The sequence below is a fragment of the Chitinophaga polysaccharea genome, from assembly GCF_007829335.1.
GTDB lineage: Bacteria > Bacteroidota > Bacteroidia > Chitinophagales > Chitinophagaceae > Chitinophaga > Chitinophaga polysaccharea_B.
The window spans coordinates 276,745-297,147 of the sequence record NZ_VIWO01000007.1; the positions used below are offsets into that span (position 1 = coordinate 276,745).

13 protein-coding genes are annotated in these 20,403 nt (G+C 46.7%); 4 read left to right on the forward strand and 9 right to left on the reverse strand.

Going from position 1 to position 20,403, the window contains the following annotated elements; all coding sequences use genetic code 11:
• Window positions 1-2 precede the first annotated feature (2 nt).
• Window positions 3-401: an SMI1/KNR4 family protein gene (locus tag FHW36_RS22650; RefSeq protein ID WP_145672315.1), complete on the forward strand. Its 399-nt coding sequence runs from the start codon at window positions 3-5 to the stop codon at window positions 399-401.
• 122 nt (window positions 402-523) lie between these two features.
• Here the strand turns inward: FHW36_RS22650 and FHW36_RS22655 are convergent, their stop codons facing one another.
• Window positions 524-1,951: a SusD/RagB family nutrient-binding outer membrane lipoprotein gene (locus FHW36_RS22655; protein WP_145672317.1), complete on the reverse strand. Its 1,428-nt coding sequence runs from the start codon at window positions 1,949-1,951 to the stop codon at window positions 524-526.
• An 11-nt stretch (window positions 1,952-1,962) separates the two neighbouring features.
• Window positions 1,963-5,157, reverse strand: coding sequence for a SusC/RagA family TonB-linked outer membrane protein (locus FHW36_RS22660; protein WP_145672319.1), 3,195 nt, complete (start codon window positions 5,155-5,157; stop codon window positions 1,963-1,965).
• A gap of 117 nt (window positions 5,158-5,274) precedes the next feature.
• Here FHW36_RS22660 and FHW36_RS22665 point away from each other — a divergent pair, with 117 nt between their 5' ends.
• Both FHW36_RS22665 and FHW36_RS22670 read left to right on the forward strand, forming a co-directional pair.
• Window positions 5,275-6,123, forward strand: coding sequence for a hypothetical protein (locus FHW36_RS22665; RefSeq protein WP_145672321.1), 849 nt, complete (start codon window positions 5,275-5,277; stop codon window positions 6,121-6,123).
• A gap of 286 nt (window positions 6,124-6,409) precedes the next feature.
• Complete coding sequence (locus FHW36_RS22670; RefSeq protein ID WP_145672323.1) at window positions 6,410-8,011, forward strand: NAD(P)/FAD-dependent oxidoreductase; 1,602 nt, start codon at window positions 6,410-6,412, stop codon at window positions 8,009-8,011.
• A 37-nt stretch (window positions 8,012-8,048) separates the two neighbouring features.
• Here the strand turns inward: FHW36_RS22670 and FHW36_RS22675 are convergent, their stop codons facing one another.
• The 6 genes from FHW36_RS22675 to FHW36_RS22700 all read right to left on the reverse strand — a co-directional run bounded on the left by FHW36_RS22675 (window position 8,049) and on the right by FHW36_RS22700 (window position 18,732).
• Window positions 8,049-9,140, reverse strand: a complete 1,092-nt coding sequence (locus FHW36_RS22675; protein WP_145672325.1) for a sterol desaturase family protein — start codon at window positions 9,138-9,140, stop codon at window positions 8,049-8,051.
• A gap of 165 nt (window positions 9,141-9,305) precedes the next feature.
• Entirely contained in the window at window positions 9,306-11,618 is a 2,313-nt protein-coding gene (locus FHW36_RS22680; protein ID WP_145672327.1) for an arylsulfatase, read from the reverse strand.
• Window positions 11,619-11,645: 27 nt separating this feature from the next.
• Window positions 11,646-13,139 carry a SusD/RagB family nutrient-binding outer membrane lipoprotein gene (locus FHW36_RS22685; RefSeq protein WP_145672329.1) on the reverse strand — a complete coding sequence of 498 codons (1,494 nt, stop codon included), beginning with the start codon at window positions 13,137-13,139 and terminating at the stop codon, window positions 11,646-11,648.
• An 18-nt stretch (window positions 13,140-13,157) separates the two neighbouring features.
• Window positions 13,158-16,376: a SusC/RagA family TonB-linked outer membrane protein gene (locus FHW36_RS22690; protein WP_145672331.1), complete on the reverse strand. Its 3,219-nt coding sequence runs from the start codon at window positions 16,374-16,376 to the stop codon at window positions 13,158-13,160.
• Between the two features lie 411 nt (window positions 16,377-16,787).
• Window positions 16,788-17,873 (reverse strand): glycoside hydrolase family 43 protein, encoded by a 1,086-nt coding sequence (locus tag FHW36_RS22695; protein ID WP_145672333.1) that lies wholly within the window; start codon window positions 17,871-17,873, stop codon window positions 16,788-16,790.
• 91 nt (window positions 17,874-17,964) lie between these two features.
• On the reverse strand, window positions 17,965-18,732 hold the full coding sequence (locus FHW36_RS22700; protein ID WP_145672335.1) for a response regulator transcription factor: 768 nt from the start codon (window positions 18,730-18,732) through the stop codon (window positions 17,965-17,967).
• Between the two features lie 148 nt (window positions 18,733-18,880).
• Between FHW36_RS22700 and FHW36_RS22705 the strand changes: the two genes are divergently transcribed.
• On the forward strand, window positions 18,881-19,540 hold the full coding sequence (locus tag FHW36_RS22705) for a DUF1349 domain-containing protein (protein ID WP_145672337.1): 660 nt from the start codon (window positions 18,881-18,883) through the stop codon (window positions 19,538-19,540).
• 123 nt (window positions 19,541-19,663) lie between these two features.
• Here the strand turns inward: FHW36_RS22705 and FHW36_RS22710 are convergent, their stop codons facing one another.
• Entirely contained in the window at window positions 19,664-20,347 is a 684-nt protein-coding gene (locus tag FHW36_RS22710; protein WP_145672340.1) for a S24 family peptidase, read from the reverse strand.
• Between the last annotated feature and the right edge of the window lie 56 nt (window positions 20,348-20,403).

Below are 20,403 nucleotides of genomic sequence, written 5' to 3' on the forward strand. Positions count from 1 at the left end.
TTATGAAAAGTTGGACAGAGGGCATTATTCAACAATGGAAAACAGACAGTATCCCGCTTAATAAAGGTGCATTGATAGAAATGATTGCCGAAACAGAAACCGCGCTGGGATTTAGATTCCCGGTAGAGTTCACAGAACTCTACCTGCAAACAGACGGATTTGCACACCAGGAATTACCCGGCAGCGGTTATGTTATATGGCCTATCCACCGGATATTGCATGAATTCAGGAAAAGCGACAATAAAAACTTTATAGGCTTTGCCAATTTTCCCGGGCATCACCAGACAATCGGTTTCTTAAAAAACAAAAGAGGGATCTTCAGAAATTCAGACCAGCAATCTTCATTTGCCGACACTTTTAAGGAAGGCATACAGTGGATGAATATCACGCAAAGACGCTAAGGAGCAAAGCAGCAAAGAAAATTTGTCAAGACATGAGCTCTTAAGGAGCTTATAAATTTCTTTGCTGCTTTGCTCCTTAGCGTCTTTGCGTGAGCGTCTTTGCGTGAGCGCCTTCGCGTGAATCATCGTTCTACATCCCACCACACGCGGCCGGTCAGGTCGTCTTTACCATGCAGTCCCGGCTGTGCAGCAATGGCGGCCTCCACATTTTTAGTATTGATATTATGCTCCGACAAAGGATAACCCTGCCGCCGCGGAATAGGAACATTATTATTTCCGGGGGCGGGTGTCAGCTCCGGGTAGCCCGTTCTTCTCCATTCTGCCCAGGCTTCATAGCCATTCATATACAAATGCACCCAACGTTGATAGGCAATTTGTTTAATGGCAGTAGCAGCATTATACGCTACTTCCGGGCGGGCCATATAGGCTGCCAACCCAGTGGAGGAACCCGTCCACTGATTAACGGAAGCTTCAATAGCCGCATTGTAATCTGCCATAGCAGCGGCATCGCCACCGGGAATCCAACCCAGCTTGGCTGCCTCCGCCCGTGCCAGCAGCACCTGCGCATATGTAACTACGTAAGCGGTAGCATCCTGTTTGCGGATAGCTGTTCCCTGGAACGACACACTACCTGCCGGAATATTCTGCGCATCTTTGCCTTCCAGGCCATAGGGCATTCCTACATAATCGCCGCTGCTGTTAGTGGCCGCATATACTTTTAACCTCGGATCGCCAAGGGGCTTCATAAAGTCTACCAGGGGCTTACTGATACAGTACCACCGGCGGCCCTGTATACTGTATACATAGTACCAATAGTTCTGGTACGCGGTTTCCGGCAAATGCTGGGTAATAACATTATCATCATTCCCCGTAAAAATACCGGTAGTAAGCGCCGCGGCAAATTCCCGTTTACCCCAGGCAGGATCCACTTTCGACAACCGCAATGCCATCAGGGCATGCAAGGTGCCAGCAAAACGTTTCCATTTGCCGGTATCGCCGTAGTACAACACGTCGCCTTTGGCCGGGTTGCTATTTTCCAGCTGCGCCGCGGCCTCCGTCAATTCTTTAAACAAATCAGTATAAATATCTTTCTGGCTATCATAGGCCGGGTCTATCTTTGCCCTGCCCTGTAAGGCTTCTTTATAAGGTACGTCGCCCCAGCGGTCGGTGATATACCAGAAAAAATAAGCCCTCAATATCCGGGCTACTGCCAGCTGGTTATTGGCCGATCCTTCATCGGTATTGAAGTGCGACGTTTTAATAATCAGGTTCAGGTTCATCAACGCATCTGCATAAAAATTAGAGAACTCAAAAGAGTTGTTGATATAACGGGAGGCATCGGTATAAACTTTCTCCGACAGGTGCTGCACGTACAACAGACCATAAGGCGTAGCGGCGGTAGTATCCATTTTCAGGATGGCATACGTCAACAACTTTGGGTTAGAAAAGGTATCCGGCAAATTTGGATTCCGGTTAAGGTCGTCGGAGAACTTTGTACATCCAACTAACGTAAACGATACTACGAAAATAGTATATAGTAACTGCTTCATGATGATCGGGTTTACAGGGAAATATTCAGGTTAATACCAAATGACCGGGTAGATGCCAGCTGTCCTGTTTCCAGCCAGCTGATAGAAGACCTGCCGGTAGACAGTTCTGAAGGATCCAGTCCTTTAGGCGCCTGTTGGTATATCATCACCGGGTTGCGGGCTATCAGGGCCACATTGATGCTATTAAACGGCAGGTGGCGATGTGCTTCCCGGGTAAACGTATAGCCTGCACGTACTTCTCTCAACTTAATATAACTCGCATCATACAACCATTCTTCATATATCGAGGTGCCCAGCGTAGTACGATAATAGGATTTGGCATCCACATAGGCGGTCACCTCCTGCCCGGTAACACTGGAAATACCATTTACTTTTACACCACCGCCATCTGCCAGCGGATCACGTACATTCTTACCGCGATCATTCATGGCGGCTGTTTCCGGCGCCTGGCCCGATTTCACACTCAGCATTTTTGTCCAGCTAAAAAATTTACCGCCGGATTGAAAATCAATCATGGCCGACAAATCAAAGTGCCCTATGCGGAAGGTGTTTTGCCATCCACCGGTAAAATCAGGAACTACACTGCCAAAATTGTGGTTCTCTTTAAACATGGGCAAATTTGCGGCATCCAGCAGGATCTTACCGGTTTTGGGATCACGCTGGTAAGCATTGCCCACCAGGGTACCAAAGGCCGCATTCACATCTGCATTCAGGTAAACGCTCACGCGGGAATAGGTATTGGCATCCAGTTGCAGGGTGTTTAAACCGGGATACAATTTCTTTACGAGGCTCCGGTTCCGGCTGAAATTCAGTACAGACGACCAGTTGAATAATTTTGTTTGCACAGGGGTGGCATTCAGACTCAGCTCCACGCCCTGGTTCTGGATATTACCGGCGTTGATCACGGTACTCACATAACCAATAGCACCCGATACGGGGATACTGAGTACCTGGTCGATATTCTGCTGGTTATACCAGGTAAAGGCCAGTCCCACCCGGTTCTTCAGCATTTTCACATCCACGCCTGTTTCAAAGGAGTTGCCCAGCGATGGCCGTATTGCATTGTTATTAAGCGTGGAAGGCAGATGCATAGGCAGGTAAGGATTGTTATCACGTCCTTTGTAAGGCGCCTCCAGTAAATAGGATTCGTAAATCTGGTAAGGATCCAGGTCAGAACCGGCTTTCGCAAAACCGATGCGGAACTTGCCATAGGAAAGTGGCTCCCATTTCAGCAGCTCACTGAATACTACGCTCAACGATACAGAAGGATACCAATAAGAGTTATGATTGGTTGGCAGGGCGGAAGAAATATCATTACGGATGGTAGCATCCAGGTAATAGATATTATCATACCCCAGCGAAACGGCTGCATACTCACTGCGCACTTCCTTTCTCCGCAGGTAATTAGACACATCCGGTCGATCGATGGAGGCGGAAAGATTGTAGAAATTCACCACTGATAAACCTCCCTGGGTTCTTCCCATAATACCGGTATAACGCTGGGTAAGTAGATTGGCGCCGAGATTGGCATTCAGGCTCCATTTGTCAAATGTTTTGTTATACTGCGCCAACAATTCATAGTTCATCTCTTTATTCTCAAATTCAGCTTCATAGTATTCATTGAGATCCCTGCCACCATAGGCCTTCCGCTGTTTGATGCGCTGGGTAAACATATCCGCTCTTACCGCGCCGCTTACCTTCAGGCCAGGCAACACGTCGTAAGTAAGGCCTACATTACCAAAGAAGCGATCGCGCCCATCCTGGTTGAGGTTTTCATAGGCTTCGAAGTAAGGATTGTTCCAATCGCTACCAGGTTTCTTCAGAAAATCCGGGTCATCCACATCTTCATGATTCCAGTGATAAAAAGTACCATCGGGATATTTATATTGCCGCAGCTTCTTCATATCCAGCGACCGTTCGAACCATTGATAAAAGTTACGGGAACCGTTGTAGTAGCCCTGCGCCGGGCGCTGTCCTTTATTATTGGCGTAATTAAAACTGGTAGATACCGTTACTTTGGAATTCAGGTTAAGCGAGCCGTTAAACCCCAGGTTATTTCTTTTGAGATAAGTATTAGGCTCTATTCCTTTGATATCTGTATGATTAAACGACAGGCGGAACGTAGTATTTTCGCCGCTTCCCGACATACTGACGTTGTTATTGAATGTAGTACCGGTTACAAAATAATCTTTTACATTGTCGGGATGCGGACTGAAGGGCGTCAGCTTTCCATAGTCAGGATCGGCGGGGTAAAAGCTGTACATCTGGCGCACCGGCGTTCCATCCATTTTAGGGCCCCAGCTTTCATCGGTGCCGGATGCCAGCAACTGCGTTTGCCCGTTTACGGTGATGGTACTAAACTGCTGACTACTACCGGCCCCGTAGATGTTTTGCAGCGGCATAAAGTTACCCGCTTTTTCTATGGAAAAGGCAGAGTTAACGTCCACCATTACCTTCTTGCTTCCCTTGCGGCTTCCCTGCCGCGTGGTGATCAGGATAACGCCGTACTGTCCTCTTAACCCGTACAAAGCAGAAGCAGCGGGGCCTTTCAGCACGTTCACCGATTCAATATCCTCCGGGTTAATATCCTGGGCCAGGTTACCCAAATCGGGGCCATTCCTGCCCGCGAAGTTGTTATTGCTCACCGGTGTGCCATCTACCACAATTAACGGCTCTTCCTGGCCATTAATGGAGTTGATACCCCGGAGCTTAATTTTCTGCGTACCTCCCATACTGGCGCCCGAAGCGCCGACTACCTGTACACCGGCAATTTTCCCCGACAAAGAGCCCAGTACATTCTGCTCTTTGGTCAGCGTAAGGTTGCTGCCTTTTACTTCCTGTACTGAGTAGCCTACGGCTCTTTCTTTCCGGGAGATACCCAGGGCGGTAACCACCACCTGGTCCAGGTTATGGGTATCCTGCTTTAATACCACATCAATGCTGCTTTTTCCCGAGGTACTGATTTCAGTAGTGAGGTACCCTACCAGGCGGAAAATAAGTACGGCATCATTTTTTCCGGCATCCAGCTGGTAATGGCCTTCCGGATCTGTAGACGTGCCTTTATTAGTGTTCTTAATTTGTACGCTTACGCCCGGTAAGCCTTCCCCTTTCTCGCCTGTAACCTTACCGGTAAGGAGGTGGGATTGGGCTACAGACATCAGAGAAACAGTACAGCACACTAATAGGATAGTGAATAGTTTTTTCATGAATAAGCGGGTTAGATCTTGGTGAAATATTATGTTATACAAAATATAATAATAATTGCTGAATGTCAATAGGTAAAATGCCAGCTGCCGTCCTGTATAAATTCCGTAAATTAACATATGCGTTTACTCATATTGTTACTACTGACTGGACTCTTATCTACCTCCGTAATGGCGCAGACCGCGCCACCGGCAGTGCTCGGGCAACTGACTACCGACAAAGTGAAGGAGGCTTCAGGCATTGCCTCCAGCGTACCGCTGAAAGGCTGCTACTGGACGCATAACGACAGCGGCACCAAACCGGAAGTATACCTGCTCAACAGTAAAGCGGTGCTGATCAGCACCATTGAGCTGGAAGGCGTGAGTAACCGCGACTGGGAAGATATTGCTGAAGGCGCCGGCCCCGTAAAAGGCAAGCACTATGTATATGTAGGCGATATTGGCGACAACGCCGGTATCCGGAAACATATCCGCATTTACCGTTTCCCGGAACCAGAAAAATTACCGGAAGAAAAAACAAGTATTACACCAGATATACTAACGCTTAAATATCCCAACGGCCCACGGGATGCGGAATCGTTGCTGATAGACCCTATCAATAAACAAATCTATATTATCAGTAAAAGAGAAAAGGAAGTCAGTCTCTATAAAGCCGGTTCCATCCTCTTTAAAGATGGAGATAAAGTAGTGCTGGAAAAGTTAATAAAGCTCCCCTATACCTGGGTTACCTCCGGAGATATTTCTAAAGACGGCCACCACATTGTTATAAAAACGTTGACCCATATTTACTACTGGCACCGCAACAGCAATGAAACAGTGGAAGAAGCGATGGCGCAACCAGCCAAAGAGCTTCCCTATATCGAAGAAAAACAGGGAGAAGGTATTACCATCACACCCCGTAATGACGGCTATGTTACCATCAGTGAAGGAAAAAATGTACCAATCTATTTTTATAAATGGAATTTCTAGTTTCCCCGCTTGCCGTATGGCTGCAATCGCAATTCAGTAACTAATCCTATCATTGTATAGTGCAGGCAGCCCTCACTTTCTGCTGCTAACCCTTTATCATATAAACCCTCAAAACAGGTATTGCTGTTGCCGGTAATACCTGCGTAAAACCGTTTTGCTATGCCATCGTTCAAAAGGTTCCATCATTTTCATGTGCGGGGAATGCCACTCCGACACAACATACCAGACCAATAAGCGCTATATCAGCTCACCTCAGAAACCATTTACTCAACAACCTCATTCGCTCATGCAAAAGAAAGCTATCATCATTGGCGCTGGCCCGGCAGGGTTAACCGCTGCTTATGAACTATTACAACGCACCAGCATCATTCCGGTGGTACTCGAAAAAAGTACCGACATAGGAGGTATCTCCAAAACAGTCAATTATAAAGGCAACCGCATCGACATTGGCGGCCACCGTTTCTTCTCAAAATCAGACCGCGTAATGGATTGGTGGATGAACATGATGCCACTGGATAAAGAAGCCGCAGAAATATTTTCTATCAGCTATCAACAGAAAACAAAGGAAATAAAATCCCCGCGAAATAATCACAGTATCGATACGCTGGTAGCACCCAATCCCGACCTGATCATGCTGGTGAGAAAACGCCTGTCGCGTATTTACTTCATGCATAAATTCTTCACCTACCCTATACAACTATCGGTAGATACCCTGCGTAAACTCGGCTTCGCCACTACCATCAGCATCATGGTATCTTATCTGTGGGCACAAGTCTTTCAACGGAAAAATGAAAGCACCCTGGAAGATTTTATGATCAACCGCTTCGGTAAAACCTTGTACCACCTCTTCTTTAAAGACTATACCGAAAAAGTATGGGGCGTTTCCTGCAAAGCTATTTCGGCCGAATGGGGCGCACAAAGAATTAAAGGGATCTCCATCGGTAAAGCCATTGCGCATGCAGTAAAATCTGCTGTGGAAGCCGGCAAACCGAAAGACCTCAAACAAAAAAATGTAGAAACCAGCCTGATCGAACAATTCCTATACCCTAAACATGGCCCCGGCCAGCTTTGGGAAGAGGTGGCACACCAGGTAATCAACAAAGGCGGCACCGTATTAATGCAGCACGATGTCAGAAAAATCCATACCTCCGGCAACCAGATAACCGCTATTGAAGCATTGGACCGCGCCACCGGCGAAGTAATCACCCTGGAAGGCGATTACTTTTTCTCTACCATGCCCATCAAGGAACTGGTAGCCGACCTGGAAGCAGATATCCCTGCTAATGTACAGGAAATAGCAGCAGGACTGCATTACCGCGACTTTATCACCATCGGTATCTTATTGAAAAACCTGAGCTTCGAGGATAAGAAAACGAAAGAACACAAACCCATCACCTTAAAAGATACCTGGATTTATATACAGGAAAAAGATGTGAAAGTAGGACGCCTCCAGCTCTTCAACAACTGGAGCCCCTATATGGTAAAAGATCCGGATACCACCTGGGTAGGAATGGAATACTTCTGTAATAAAGGCGATGATTTCTGGGAGCTGACAGACGACGCTATCCGCCAGACCGCCATCAATGAACTATGCAAAATAGGCCTGGCCCAGCCTTCCGATGTGCTGGATGCTACCGTACTACGCATGGAAAAAACTTACCCGGCCTATTGGGGTACCTATGCCCGGTTTGAGGAGTTAAAAACATATATCGATTCCTTCGAAAACCTTTTCCTCGTGGGCCGCAATGGTATGCATAAATACAACAACTCCGACCACTCCATGCTAACCGCTATGGTGGCCGTAGACAACATTACGGAAGGTATTGTTACCAAAAACAATATCTGGTCTATCAATACAGAGCAGGAATATCATGAAGAGAAAAAATAAAAACAAGGGCTGATCAGAAAATCAGCCCTTGCTATTTTTATATCGCCTGCGCCGGCACTGCCACCGGGGCAGCTTTGGGCGAAGCAACCGGCAGCGGCGCCGCTATTTCATCTCCTACCATAGGTCCGTCTGCAGCCAGCTCACTGCCCTCTTTCTTCGATTTGAAAATAGGCCACAACAACTGCGCATACCATTCTTCCTCCTTGTAATGTTTTAAGCCGTAGGCCTTGGGATACTGCCGGGTTACAATACCGGTTCCAAAAATAAGGTCCCAGATAAAAAACATATTTCCAAAATTCCCTTTATAGTATCCGATACCATCATCCGTGGTATCGGCATGATGTGCATGGTGGGTGGCCGGCGTAGATATGAGCCGTTCCATGACCCAGCCGATAGGCTTTAACCACTTGATGGTGTAAAACGGCTTATCCCATTTGATACTGCTATGTGCACCGGTTGTGATCAAAGATTTGATACCCCCCACAAAGAGCGCCGGATACCCTAAACCCAGATAGGTAAGCGCTACCGTGAGATATATCTGGGAAAAGAAAGCCGTATAAATAATATTCTGCCTGCTGGCCATCGCCATTCCCATATAGGGCGCCGAATGATGCGTACGGTGAAAACGCCACAGGATGGGCAACTGGTGGTGCAAACGATGATACCAATATTGGGTAAGATCGTCGGCTACTGCCATGATAGCAAATCCCCACCAGAACGGTACCCAGGCAAAGGCATCTTTGGCCTGTGGCAACACCCAGGGCAACAGCTTCAACCCGAAATAGGCAATCATAGGTCTTAATACCACTTTAGGAAGGATAAAGCATACCACATCCAGTATTCGCTCATTCTTCGTCCATTTGTTTTCGTATAGCCCTACTGAAAATTCCACTACACCCACCGCTATCATAATAGCCGGCAGCCCCCATGTTTTCAGGTTTTGAAATACTGCCTCCAGGATGGCTGGCATACGGAAAGGCAGCTGTGTTGCGGCAGTGGTTAACCAGGGTTTGCTTCCACTAAAATAAAAGGAAAGCAACATCAGGGCAATGGGCAATACATATAGCAGCAGGCTCACCAACGAATCCCGCAGGATGACCTGTGTACTTGTTTTTGCAGGTGCTGTCATAATGAAAGGTTTTAAGTGATACGTTAATTGTTTAACAGATTAAATACAAACCAAATAGCGCCGGATATTACTATTAGCGGTATTAAAAAAATTACAATGCCGATAGCAATTTTCTTTGTTATCAATACGATATCTGCCAGTGTCATAAATCGTTTTTTAAATGGGTTAAGGATGTATAATTTCTACATGGTTCAGCTTACCGGTAAATGTATAGGGCGATCTGTACAACGGCGATACTGCCGATCCCTGATCCCTGCCTATGTCCAGCCCTTCGTCGTAAGGTGTAATCACCGCATCTTCCTTGGTAATAGTCCGCTCTGCAACTTTTTCATCGTTGACGTACAGTATTTCAGTACCAGCAGGATCTGTTAATCGCCGCGCCGGTGTATATTTTAACTCATAACGCAGGATGGCTTTGCCAGCAGTAAGTTTACGCGAGGCAGTCAGGTCTGTTAACCGGCCGTTATTGTTATGCACGGCTTTTAACCTGCCATCCTGCACAAAAAGGGTAAACCCCGAAAAGCGGCCACCAATGGCCAGTAACACCCCTGCCGCCTGGTCGTCCTTTAATTCTACATCGGCATTAATGATAAATGACTGCTCGCTGAGGAAAGGCGCCGAGCGTGTAGGCACCTGCGTTAGCCCCGGATACAAAACAGCGCTGCGCCGGCTATCCAGCGGTCCCCGGGTGAGTAATGCCGGCGTAATACGGGTACTGTCGCCCAGCAAAGGATATACTTTATACTTATACGCCTGCTCATCAAACAAGGCCTGCAACTCTTTCAGCTTTGCGGGACTGGCAGCAGCCAGGTCATGTTGCTCGTTAAAGTCTTCATTGAGATTGTACAATTCCCATTTATCGTTGCTGAAAGGAGTTCCCCGTTCATGTGCCACGGCTGCTTTCCAGCCATCTTTGTAAATGCTGCGCCCACCGGCAATTTCATAGTATTGCACATGGTGCCGGCTCCCTGCTGCGGGATTGTTAATCGTATAGGCGAGACTGATACCTTCCAGGTTGTCTTGTGGATAACCATTAATTACTTTCGGCACGGTTAATCCAGCCAGTTCCAGTACAGTAGGCGTAACGCTGTTCACATGAGAATACTGCGTGCGGATACCTCCCTGTTTAATCAGCTTTGGACAAAAAATGATCAGCGGATTACGGGTGCCGCCTTCGCTGTTGGCATCCTGCTTCAGGTAACGGAAAGGCGTATTGGTAGCCTGCGCCCAGCCTACCGGGTAGTTAGGACCCGATTGGGGCGTGCCTATTTTATCATATAAGCTATCTATCTCTTTAATCCTGCTGTCGTATGATTCGGTAAACAGGTTCCCGTTAATATATTCGTTAATGCCATGTACGTGTCCGCTGAGTCCTCCTTCCTTGCTGGCGCCATTATCCCCGATAATCAATACTACCAGGGTATTATCAAGTTGCCGGGTATCGCGCAGGTAACTGATTAATCTTCCTACTTCATAATCAGTATGGGATAAAAAGCCTGCATATACTTCAAAAAAGCGGGCAAATACTTTCTTCTCTACCGGAGACAAGGATGCCCAGGGTTTCACGCCGGGGTTGCGGGGAGGCAATGTTACATTGGCGGGCACCAGTCCCAGTTTCTTTTGCCGGGCTAATACCTGCTCCCGGTATACATCCCATCCTGCATCAAACTTGCCTTTGTATTTCTCTACCCAGGATTTATCTACCTGGTGTGGCCCATGCGTGGCGCCGGGAGTAAAATAAAGGAAGAAAGGCTTATCCGGTGCAGCGGAATGCTGGGCGGCAATATAGGCGATAGCCTTATCTACCAATACCGTAGTGAGATGCTGGCCATGTAGGTCTGGCTCTACTTTCACGGTATTTTCCCAGAGCGCAGGCGTATACTGATCCGTTTCTCCCCCCATAAAACCGAAGAAGGCATCAAAACCGCGACCGGTAGGCCAGCGGTTAAAAGGCCCTGCCGGCGTAAGGTCAGGGCTGGGCGTAATATGCCATTTCCCTACAGCATAGGTATTGTAACCATCTTCCCTTAATATTTCTGCAATAGTCCCTTTCTCAAAAGGCATATAACCATTATGCCCCGGGAAATTAACAGCCGCATCGATTACGGTAGGCACATTGACAGAATGGTGATTACGTCCGGTTAACAAGGAAGCGCGTGTGGGGCTGCATATCGCTGTGGTATGAAAATTCGTATAACGCAGACCGTTATTGGCGAGACTATCAAATACGGGCGTTTCTACCAATCCCCCAAAGGCGCTGCTGGCGCCCCAGCCAACATCGTCCAGCATGATGTAAACAATATTGGGAGCGCCTTTTGGGGCAGCAGGATTAAAAGGTGAAGCAGCCACGGTAGACTGCGACAAGGTAGCACCTACCTTGCCTGCATAGGGCTTTTCAGGGCTATACTGGGCATATGCGGAAGCGCCGGAAAGCAGCGCTATGGTAAAAAACGTTTTGTAAGAAGGTAAATACTGCATGTGAAGTTATTTGTGTTGGCCATTAGATTATTTGTCCCACCAAAGTGCTGGTGTCTGATAACCGGAGCCAACGGGCGTATGAATATTCAGGGATACTTCATTTTGCGGATAAGGAATCCTGCGGGGAATCTTACCTTCCGGGTTGGCCACACTAGCAGCATTTTTAGCCAATGGTAACGCCGGGAAACCGGTACGGCGGTAATCACTCCAGGCTTCCGGTTGCAGGAACAGGGCTATATATTTCTGCGTAATGAGCGTATTAAGGTCGGTGGTCGACTCTCCTTTTAGGGTAGTCTTTGCCGTTATATAAGCCAGCTGCTTCTCTGGTGTGGCATAGGGATCGGAACTATTGCTGATCACCTTGGCGAAAGAGGCCCTGATGGCCGCTTCCAATGATGCTTTCACCAAAGGATCAGCCGGGTTAATCCGCCACCGTGCTTCTGCTTCCAGGAATTTGGCTTCCACAAAGCTGGTAAGGATAACCGGGCTGGTAGCCGTTCCATAATAGCTGCCAATAACAGAGAAAGCACCTGGTACACCAGGTGCACTTCCCCTGTAAGTGGCGCTGCCTACAGGATAAGGCGTCGCAAAATAGGCGCGGCGTGGATCTACCAGTGCCCCTTCCGGCCTGGTAGGATCATCTGTTACCGCGTTACCATTAAGCAGGTTCACAAAAGAAGCGCCCAATCCAATCCAGCCCGGGCGGTTACTGTTCTGCTGATAAAATGGATTAGCGTTGGTGGTGGAAGCACCAAATACCACCTGGGCATCGGCAGAATTATCGGCTATCCCCCGATACCTGCTGCCATCATACAAGGCAGCCAGCACCTGTTGCGCAGCACCTGTACTGTTTATTTTTGAAAGATGAATAGCATACCTGGCCTTCAACGTATACGCGAACGATTTCCAGCGGTCTATATTTCCACCGAAGATAACATCATCTGACGCCGGCAAAGCGCCCTTGTTATTAGCAGCCGGCGCCGCCAATTCCAACAATGCTGAATCCAGCTGCGCCTGCAGATCCTTATAAATATCTTCCTGCTTGTCATAGGCGGGATTGGTAATATTATTCCCGTATAGAGATTCCTTATAAGGGATATCTCCAAAAAGATCGGTCAGCGTACCGTAACTATAAACACTCAGTATCCGTGCAATACCGCTGTAGTAAGGCAACTGCTGTTGCGCGGCGGCGGTCTTTACAATCTTCAGTTCATCCAGTACATCCCCATAAAATCCTTTCCAGGTACTGTTGAAATACTGGCTGGAAGTAGTATAGTTATCGAATGAAGCAGCATCACCATTAGCACCGGATGCCTGCTGTATGTATATGTTGGCAATAAGCCCCGCGTTCACACCCACATTGAATCCCAGGGCTACCTCCGCCCCGGTCAATACAGCGCTGACAGATACTTCTGTGGATGCATTGGGGTTTACATTGGTTTCCTGCAGGGAGCAGGCCACCGGCAATATGATAATGCTAACGCCAACGAATATACGATTTAAATATTGATAGACTTTCATACTAATAGATTGAGGTGGTTAAAAAGAAACGTTCAATGCAATACCATAGCTCTTGGTATTGGGCGTAGTCCAGAAGTCAATACCAGCGGCATTCGACAAACCATTACGACTACCCAGGTCGGGATCGCTACCGGTATAGTTAGTGCTCAACAGGAAATTCCTGGCGGTAAGCGTTACACTGGCGGCTTCTATATGCGCTGGCTTTAAAAGCTGCTGTGGTAAGGCATAGGTAAAGTTGACATCTTTCAGTTTTACCCAATACAGGTCATGTTCTACGTAGAGGCCCTGTATGTTGAAAGTATTGCGGTACCAGGCCTGCGACAATACCGCAGGAATGGTATTGGGTTCGCCTTTGGAAGCGGTTACGCCTTCAAAAACTGTTTGAGAGCCCCTGTTTACCGTAGCAGCATCTACGCCATTAAATACCATCTGCAAGCGTGGGGCATTGAAAATATCGAACCCGAAACGACCATCCAGCAGGAAAGAGAAAGTAAAAGCACCATACCGGAACTCATTCCGCAGCCCTACGTTGAAATCGGGATTGGGATCGCCAATTTTAGTAAATGCGGTATTTACCAGCGGATATCCATAGTTGGCACTGGCAGGATTATCATCAATTACCGGTTTACCGGCCGCATTGCGTTTTACGTCAATGCCATAAAATACGCCATAAGGCTGTCCTGCCTGTCCACGGGCTTCCATCCATATACCGCCCAGGCTCACACTGGAAATATTGTCAGTGATATAATTTACGCGACTGATATTTTTATTGAACAAAGCGGTGGCGGTCCAGTTAAATTTCCGGCCATTGATAATCCGTTGCTGTAAAGTAGCCTCCAGTCCCCTATTTACAATATTACCGGCATTGGTAAGCGTATAGGCGGCGCCGGTAGAATACGGCAGGGTAACCGGGATAATCTGATCTTTACTGGTGTTGTGATAGTATACTACTTCCAGCTGTGTTTTGTCGCGGAAAAAATGCAGATCCAGCCCTGTTTCCCAGGTGCTGATGCGTTCTGGCTTCAGGTTGGGGTTACCGATAGTGGCGCTATAGCTCAACCCCTGTTTACCGTTGAATGGAAAGCTGATGGCGCTTTGTATCCATCCACTGCTGGCGGTAGGTACGTAATAGGTTTCCAATGAGTAGGGATCGGCATCGTTACCCACCTGCGCATAGGTAGCGCGTATCTTTCCAAAGTTCAGGAAGCTGCTGCTCCAATGCAGCGCATCCGTAAAAACGAAGCTGGCGCTGGTGCTGGGGTAAAAGAAAGCATTCTTTCCTTTGGCGAGTGTAGAGGTCCATTCATTTCTACCGGTTAGCTCCAGGTACAGCCAGCGTTTAAAATCCAGCTTCAGATCGGCATATCCGGCCACCAGTTTTTTACGGATAGTCTGGTTAAAGGTTTGGGTAGCAGCTGCATTGGAAATATTGAAATTCCCCGGGATTGTTAATCCATCGCCGCGTGTATTTACCTGGTTTCTCCAGGAATTATAGTAGTTGTAACCTGCTACTGCTGTCAACTGCAGGTCTTTGCTCAATTTCTTTTCCGCAATCAGTAATACATCCAGGTTATTATCTCTACGGGCGTAATTCACATCATTCACGGTACCTGTAGACACGCCGGAAGTTCCCCGGCTGAAGGCGCCTTTGCGTACATCGGTATAGTTATCGATGCCATACCGCACCGTACCTTTCAACCAGCTGGTGATATCAAGATTGGCTTCGGCGAAAGTAATAAAGCGGTTCACCTCGTCCGATTGCGGGTTCATATTGAGCGACCAATAAGGGTTATCCCACCCAATGCCATTGGCGTAAGAGCGGCTGTCGCCCCAGGGCTTGGCCGTGGTTGGCGGCAGCTTATAAGACTCCGGATGTTTCCAGGCATCGGAGTAGCCATTGGTAATATCGAAGTTGGAAGGCGTATTTATCAATGCCCGTATTACATTGGTATTAAAGCCTCCCATGAGCGCGCGATTATCTGCGCCATCTTTAATATAATTAACGCCACCGGAAAGTTTTAGCCGGTTGCTCACATTATAGTCGCCGTTAAACCGGAATGTTTGACGATAAAAATCTGTAGTGGGAATGATACCGGTTTGTTTCAGATTACCGTAAGAAAAATAATACCCTGCGTTCCCCGTATTACCGTAGAAGCTGATATTATGATCGTTCGTATAGCCGTTCACGAAAAAGTTATCGATATTATCATACCTGTTCACAGGGATACCGTTGGACGCCGGATCACTTTTACCGACAATGGTGCCATGCTTGTCGAAGTTGCTGGGAATATTGCTGTAGGTAAGGGTATCCAGTAAAGCGCCCCAGTTTTCATCAGAGCCGGTGGTGCCCGGTTTTACATACTGCCCGCCAATGCCGTTGGAGAAACTGGTTTGGCGTGGTTGTAAACGGCGGTTGATCTTATCTACCGTAAAGGAGCCACTGTAGCTTACGCCGAAAGTTTTATCGGTTAGCGAACTGCCTCTCCTGGTATTGATCACCACGGCGCCATTTGCCGCCCTGATACCATACAACGCAGCGGCAGCAGGCCCTTTCAATATCGTTACACTGGCAATATCAGCGCTGTTGAGATCGATAGCCCGGTTGGAAGGAGTAGCCAGCGACACGCTGTTGGAAATAGGAAGGATATCCTGGATGGAGTTATCCACCGGGATACCATCGAGAATAAATAGTGGTGCATTACTTCCCAGCAGGGAGCTGTTACCCCTTATTTTTATGGTAGATGAACCACCTGGAGAACCACCAGAATTATTGATCTGCACGCCGGCCACTTTTCCGCTAAGCGCCGCTACCACATTAGGCTCCCGGGTATCTTTCAGCGCGGCGCCTTTTAATTCACCTACGCTGTATCCCAGCGAGCGGGTGGCGCTTTTAATGCCTACCGCAGTAACCACTACTTCTGATAGCGACTGCTGCTGCTCCAGTTGAATGACCTGGTGGAGATTGTCTTTGGTAACCACGATTTCCTGCGGCTGATAGCCAATGAAGGTGACCAACAGTGTTTGTGGTAGCTGGGTAATGCTAAGCTGATAATTACCGGTGGCATCAGCGAGGGTGCCAACTTTCCCGTTTTTCACGCGAATAGATGCACCTGGCAATGCTTCTTCCGTTTTATGATCGATCACTTTTCCTTTGAGAATAATGGGCGCCTGCGCCATGATAATTCCTGGTAGTAACAGGAATGCGTACAACATTATTTGTCGTAAATATTTCAACATAAAAAATTGATTAATAGTGGAGAGATATGGGCAAAACAGGTCCTGACAACGGCATGAGCCGTCATTTAAATAATTTCGGAAATACCTGGAAAGTGTTTAGCAGCAGCAACAACAACAGCCAACAGACAGTAACCTGTCAGTATGCAGTGCTTTCTTTCTATTGTTGTTCAATAGCTGATTCATGGTTGAAAATGTTTAAAAAATAGTGACCTGTGCTACTTCAGGGAAGTAACATTTGTTGATAAATTATTTGCCTGCTTTGTGTGGTGGGACAAAGACTTTTTGCCGGGATACCGGCGTCTGGTGGTGGTAAATTTCTATTAGTCTACTAAAACTGTAGACAAATATACAAAGGCTTTTCAAAAACGCAAATCTTTGCGCAAAAATTTTGGGTTAACAAACTACTTGTACTTATTTTCCGTGGTAAGCGCTGATAGTTTGAATCGTTCCATCTTCATGATACACCAGTGGCGCTACTTTTACATTGCGTAAATGTGTTTTCCCCGATAACTGCGTATCATGGTAGAACAAATACCATTTCCCGTTTACATCAATAATAGAATGGTGATTGGTCCAACCCTTAACGGGATTCAACACGACGCCTTTATAGGTAAAGGGCCCATAAGGGTTATCGCCAACAGCATATGCAATATTATGGGTATCACCTGTTGAGTAGGAAAAATAGTATTTACCCTTGTACTTGTGCACCCAGGCGGCTTCAAAAAAGCGCTTGTCGTTATCTTTCTCCTTAAACAGATTTCCGGCGCTATCCAGTATTTTAATCTCTCTTACTGTTTCAGAAAAATGTTTCATATCCTTATCCAGCTTTGCCATACGCGGTAAAATAGCCGGTTCGCTTCCCTGGCGCAACCTGGCAGCCGAATCATACACATTATTATTCCAGCGTTGCAGCTGTCCTCCCCATATACCGCCAAAGTACAGGTAGTAAGATCCATCGTCATCTTTAAAAACACAAGGATCGATACTGTAACTGCCCGCTATAGGCGTTTTTTCTGGCACAAAAGGCCCTCCCGGCTTTTGCGCAGCAGCCACTCCTATCCTGAAAATGTCTTGTTTATCTTTTACGGGGAAATACAAATAGTAGGTGCCATTCGCAAAAGCGGCATCTGGCGCCCAAAGCTGCCGGCCCGCCCAGGGAATATCCCTGATGTGTAACGCCACACCGTGATCAGTGACTTTGCCGCCAACGCTATCCATCGAAAACACATGAAAATCCATCATATTGAAATGATCCCCGTTATCATTTTCCGGCGTGCCGGTGGCGGTATCGTGCGATGGGTATAGATATATACGCCCTTCGAACAGATGAGCAGATGGATCGGCAGTATACATCGAAGTAATCAGGGGCGGCGAAAGAAACACGGTGGAGTCTTTCATCTCCGCGGTTTTACTAACACCGGGTGATTGACAACTTTCGCTGGTGATCAACGTCACTGCAGTTAGCAGCAACAAACTATATCGGATAGTATGTTTCATAGTACGTGGAATTTTTTATATGTCAATATAACAATTATTACACACAAAACATAACACGATGGCTTATTTTCAATATATGTAAGTAGCAAGTTTAGATCAGCCCCATGATTTCAGCAACCCTGCAAGCCTCCAGGGAATTGGATACTTTTAATTTTTCGAGAATATTCTGCCGGTGACGGTGTACGGTGTTGATACTGATAGATAGCTTTCCGGCGATTTCTTTACTGCTTCTTCCATTTTTGATGAGCCTTAATATCTCCTTCTCCCGGTGCGACAGCAAGTCGTTACATTGCTCCTTATCGGGTGTGATGAGTTGACCGGTACGTGTGTTAACAATCATTCCCTGGTACCGCTCTATGTTGCCAGGCGGATAACAATGGCTATACAAACAAAGGGCCAGCCATATACTGCCATTGCCCGCACTTAAAATATAGAAAATACGGTGTTGTACCGCCGCATACTGCTCTTCCCCGTTTTTCATCCTGATAGTGCTCTGTACCTGGTAATCTCCGCGCTCTGCCACTGCTACAGACTTTAGCAGCTGAAAGAACTGCAATTCCAGTGCATACTTTTGCAGCAGGTCGTCGGGATGAATGCGGCTAAATATATCTTCTTCCCAGATTGAGTTGATTTCCGTTACATCGCCGGTAACAGGGAGTCCCAGACCAGCTGCTATGCCCCCATTATAGATATAGCTGGTATTGGCGCTCAGGTCGCTCAATACGCTGATGGCATTTTCCAGTTTTGCATACATCTGTGCTATAAACCGGCCGGTGGCCAATTGCAGCCCCGGCTGCTGCTCATCATTGAAAGTTTGACTGAGCAGCGTATCATTCAATGCGGTATGAATATTATTCATATCTGTCAAAATGGTTATTATTCACCATTGGGCGTTACCCGGTAACATTTTAGTTTTGCAAAGGTAGCCAACCGGGATGGTTAACCGGGATATTTTCTGTTGCATACACAGGACACAGCGTCCATTCATTAATATTATGATCACCGATATGAAGAAAATTATTGTCAGCTTAGTGGCGTTCATGGCCATGCAATCGCTTACTGCCCAGAGCCTTGAAAAAATGCAATGGTTCAATGAACCCGCAAAATGGGAGATAAAGAATAAGTCGCTCACCATGTTTGTTACACCTCAAACAGATTACTGGCGTATCTCTCACTACGGATTTACCGTAGATGACGCTCCTTTTTACTATGCCACTTATGGTGGGGAATTTGAAGCCAAAGTGAAGATTACAGGAGATTATAAAGCGCGGTTCGATCAAATGGGGTTAATGATCAGAACAGATGAACAAAACTATATTAAAACAGGAGTAGAATTTGTAGACGGGAAATTCAATGTCAGTACCGTAGTTACGCATACGGTAAGCGACTGGAGCGTTACCCCGCTCAACAAAATACCTCCCTTTATCTGGATAAAAGCGGTACGGAGATTAGATGCGGTAGAAATTTATTATTCCCTGGATGATCAAAACTATATCATGACCCGCAATGCACCGCTGAAAGACAACCACCCCGTAATGGTGGGACTGATGGCGGCATCACCTGACGGGCAAGGATTTGAAGCGAAGTTTGAAAGCTTCACCGTAAAGCATCTACCGGATCAGCGCAGGTTGAACTGGTTGAAAAATAATGCGACCCCTGAGAAATAATAGCCAGCAATAAAAGATCCGCCAGCCAGCCGGGGTAATAAAAAAGGACAAAATGGAATTGATCCCACTTTGTCCTTTTTTTGACTTGAGTATTTATCAGCAGTGCAGTAGCCAACATTTATTCTAATAGCTTTTAATCACTCCCTTCACCTTGTACATTTTACGTATTGCCGATATAGCAAGCGTTGTTGAAGGTTTCGATTGATTTCCCGTGTTCAGTGAAATACAATCGTCTTGCTTTTCATGAGGGTATACGTATCTTACTATTTCATTTCCATTGTGAGTAAGTACCAGGTAATCATCTCCCATGATAATCTCATTTATATTTACCTCTTTGCAAAGTATGTAATCGCCGTTACAGATTTTAGGTCGCATATCGTCTCCTGAAATTCGGATACCAAATGCACAGTCTTTAAACAAGGGAATGGTTACATAACCAACAGGCGTACTTTCGTGATTAATAACTGACAGCGTTATGGGAACATCAAATATCGGCACGCCAATCCACTCGGCTTGACGCCGCTTCCGCCGATAAGGTATTGGCTGCTCGGTTACAATGTTGTTATTCGTCTCTACGTCAATAAACATCTTCCCTTTCCCCGTCGTTATCCATTTTCCACTAATCGAATATACGACCTCCAACCTTTCCAGGAAAAGCTTGGTTATACCTTTTGATCCACCAAGAATATCTGACATATAATTTCGCGAATTATATGATAATTCTCTTGAAATTAATTGATTAGTAAGATCTCTTCTGGTCTTCTTCAAAATCGCTACTGCCTCTTTTAATCTGTTAAGTTGGGTCATAGTAAGGCTGAAGAATTAGTCGAATTTTCGATTTTTTATTTTTAACATTCTAATTT

Excerpts from the sequence above, each read along its gene's own strand:
- FHW36_RS22650 (WP_145672315.1), top strand. The coding sequence starts at position 3 with ATGAAAAGTTGGACAGAGGGCATTATTCAACAATGGAAAACAGACAGT.
- FHW36_RS22675 (WP_145672325.1), bottom strand. The coding sequence starts at position 9,140 with ATGACAGCACCTGCAAAAACAAGTACACAGGTCATCCTGCGGGATTCG.
- FHW36_RS22660 (WP_145672319.1), bottom strand. The coding sequence starts at position 5,157 with ATGAAAAAACTATTCACTATCCTATTAGTGTGCTGTACTGTTTCTCTG.
- FHW36_RS22690 (WP_145672331.1), bottom strand. The coding sequence starts at position 16,376 with ATGTTGAAATATTTACGACAAATAATGTTGTACGCATTCCTGTTACTA.
- FHW36_RS22685 (WP_145672329.1), bottom strand. The coding sequence starts at position 13,139 with ATGAAAGTCTATCAATATTTAAATCGTATATTCGTTGGCGTTAGCATT.
- FHW36_RS22680 (WP_145672327.1), bottom strand. The coding sequence starts at position 11,618 with ATGCAGTATTTACCTTCTTACAAAACGTTTTTTACCATAGCGCTGCTT.
- FHW36_RS22695 (WP_145672333.1), bottom strand. The coding sequence starts at position 17,873 with ATGAAACATACTATCCGATATAGTTTGTTGCTGCTAACTGCAGTGACG.
- FHW36_RS22655 (WP_145672317.1), bottom strand. The coding sequence starts at position 1,951 with ATGAAGCAGTTACTATATACTATTTTCGTAGTATCGTTTACGTTAGTT.
- FHW36_RS22705 (WP_145672337.1), top strand. The coding sequence starts at position 18,881 with ATGAAGAAAATTATTGTCAGCTTAGTGGCGTTCATGGCCATGCAATCG.
- FHW36_RS22700 (WP_145672335.1), bottom strand. The coding sequence starts at position 18,732 with ATGAATAATATTCATACCGCATTGAATGATACGCTGCTCAGTCAAACT.
- FHW36_RS22665 (WP_145672321.1), top strand. The coding sequence starts at position 5,275 with ATGCGTTTACTCATATTGTTACTACTGACTGGACTCTTATCTACCTCC.
- FHW36_RS22710 (WP_145672340.1), bottom strand. The coding sequence starts at position 20,347 with ATGACCCAACTTAACAGATTAAAAGAGGCAGTAGCGATTTTGAAGAAG.
- FHW36_RS22670 (WP_145672323.1), top strand. The coding sequence starts at position 6,410 with ATGCAAAAGAAAGCTATCATCATTGGCGCTGGCCCGGCAGGGTTAACC.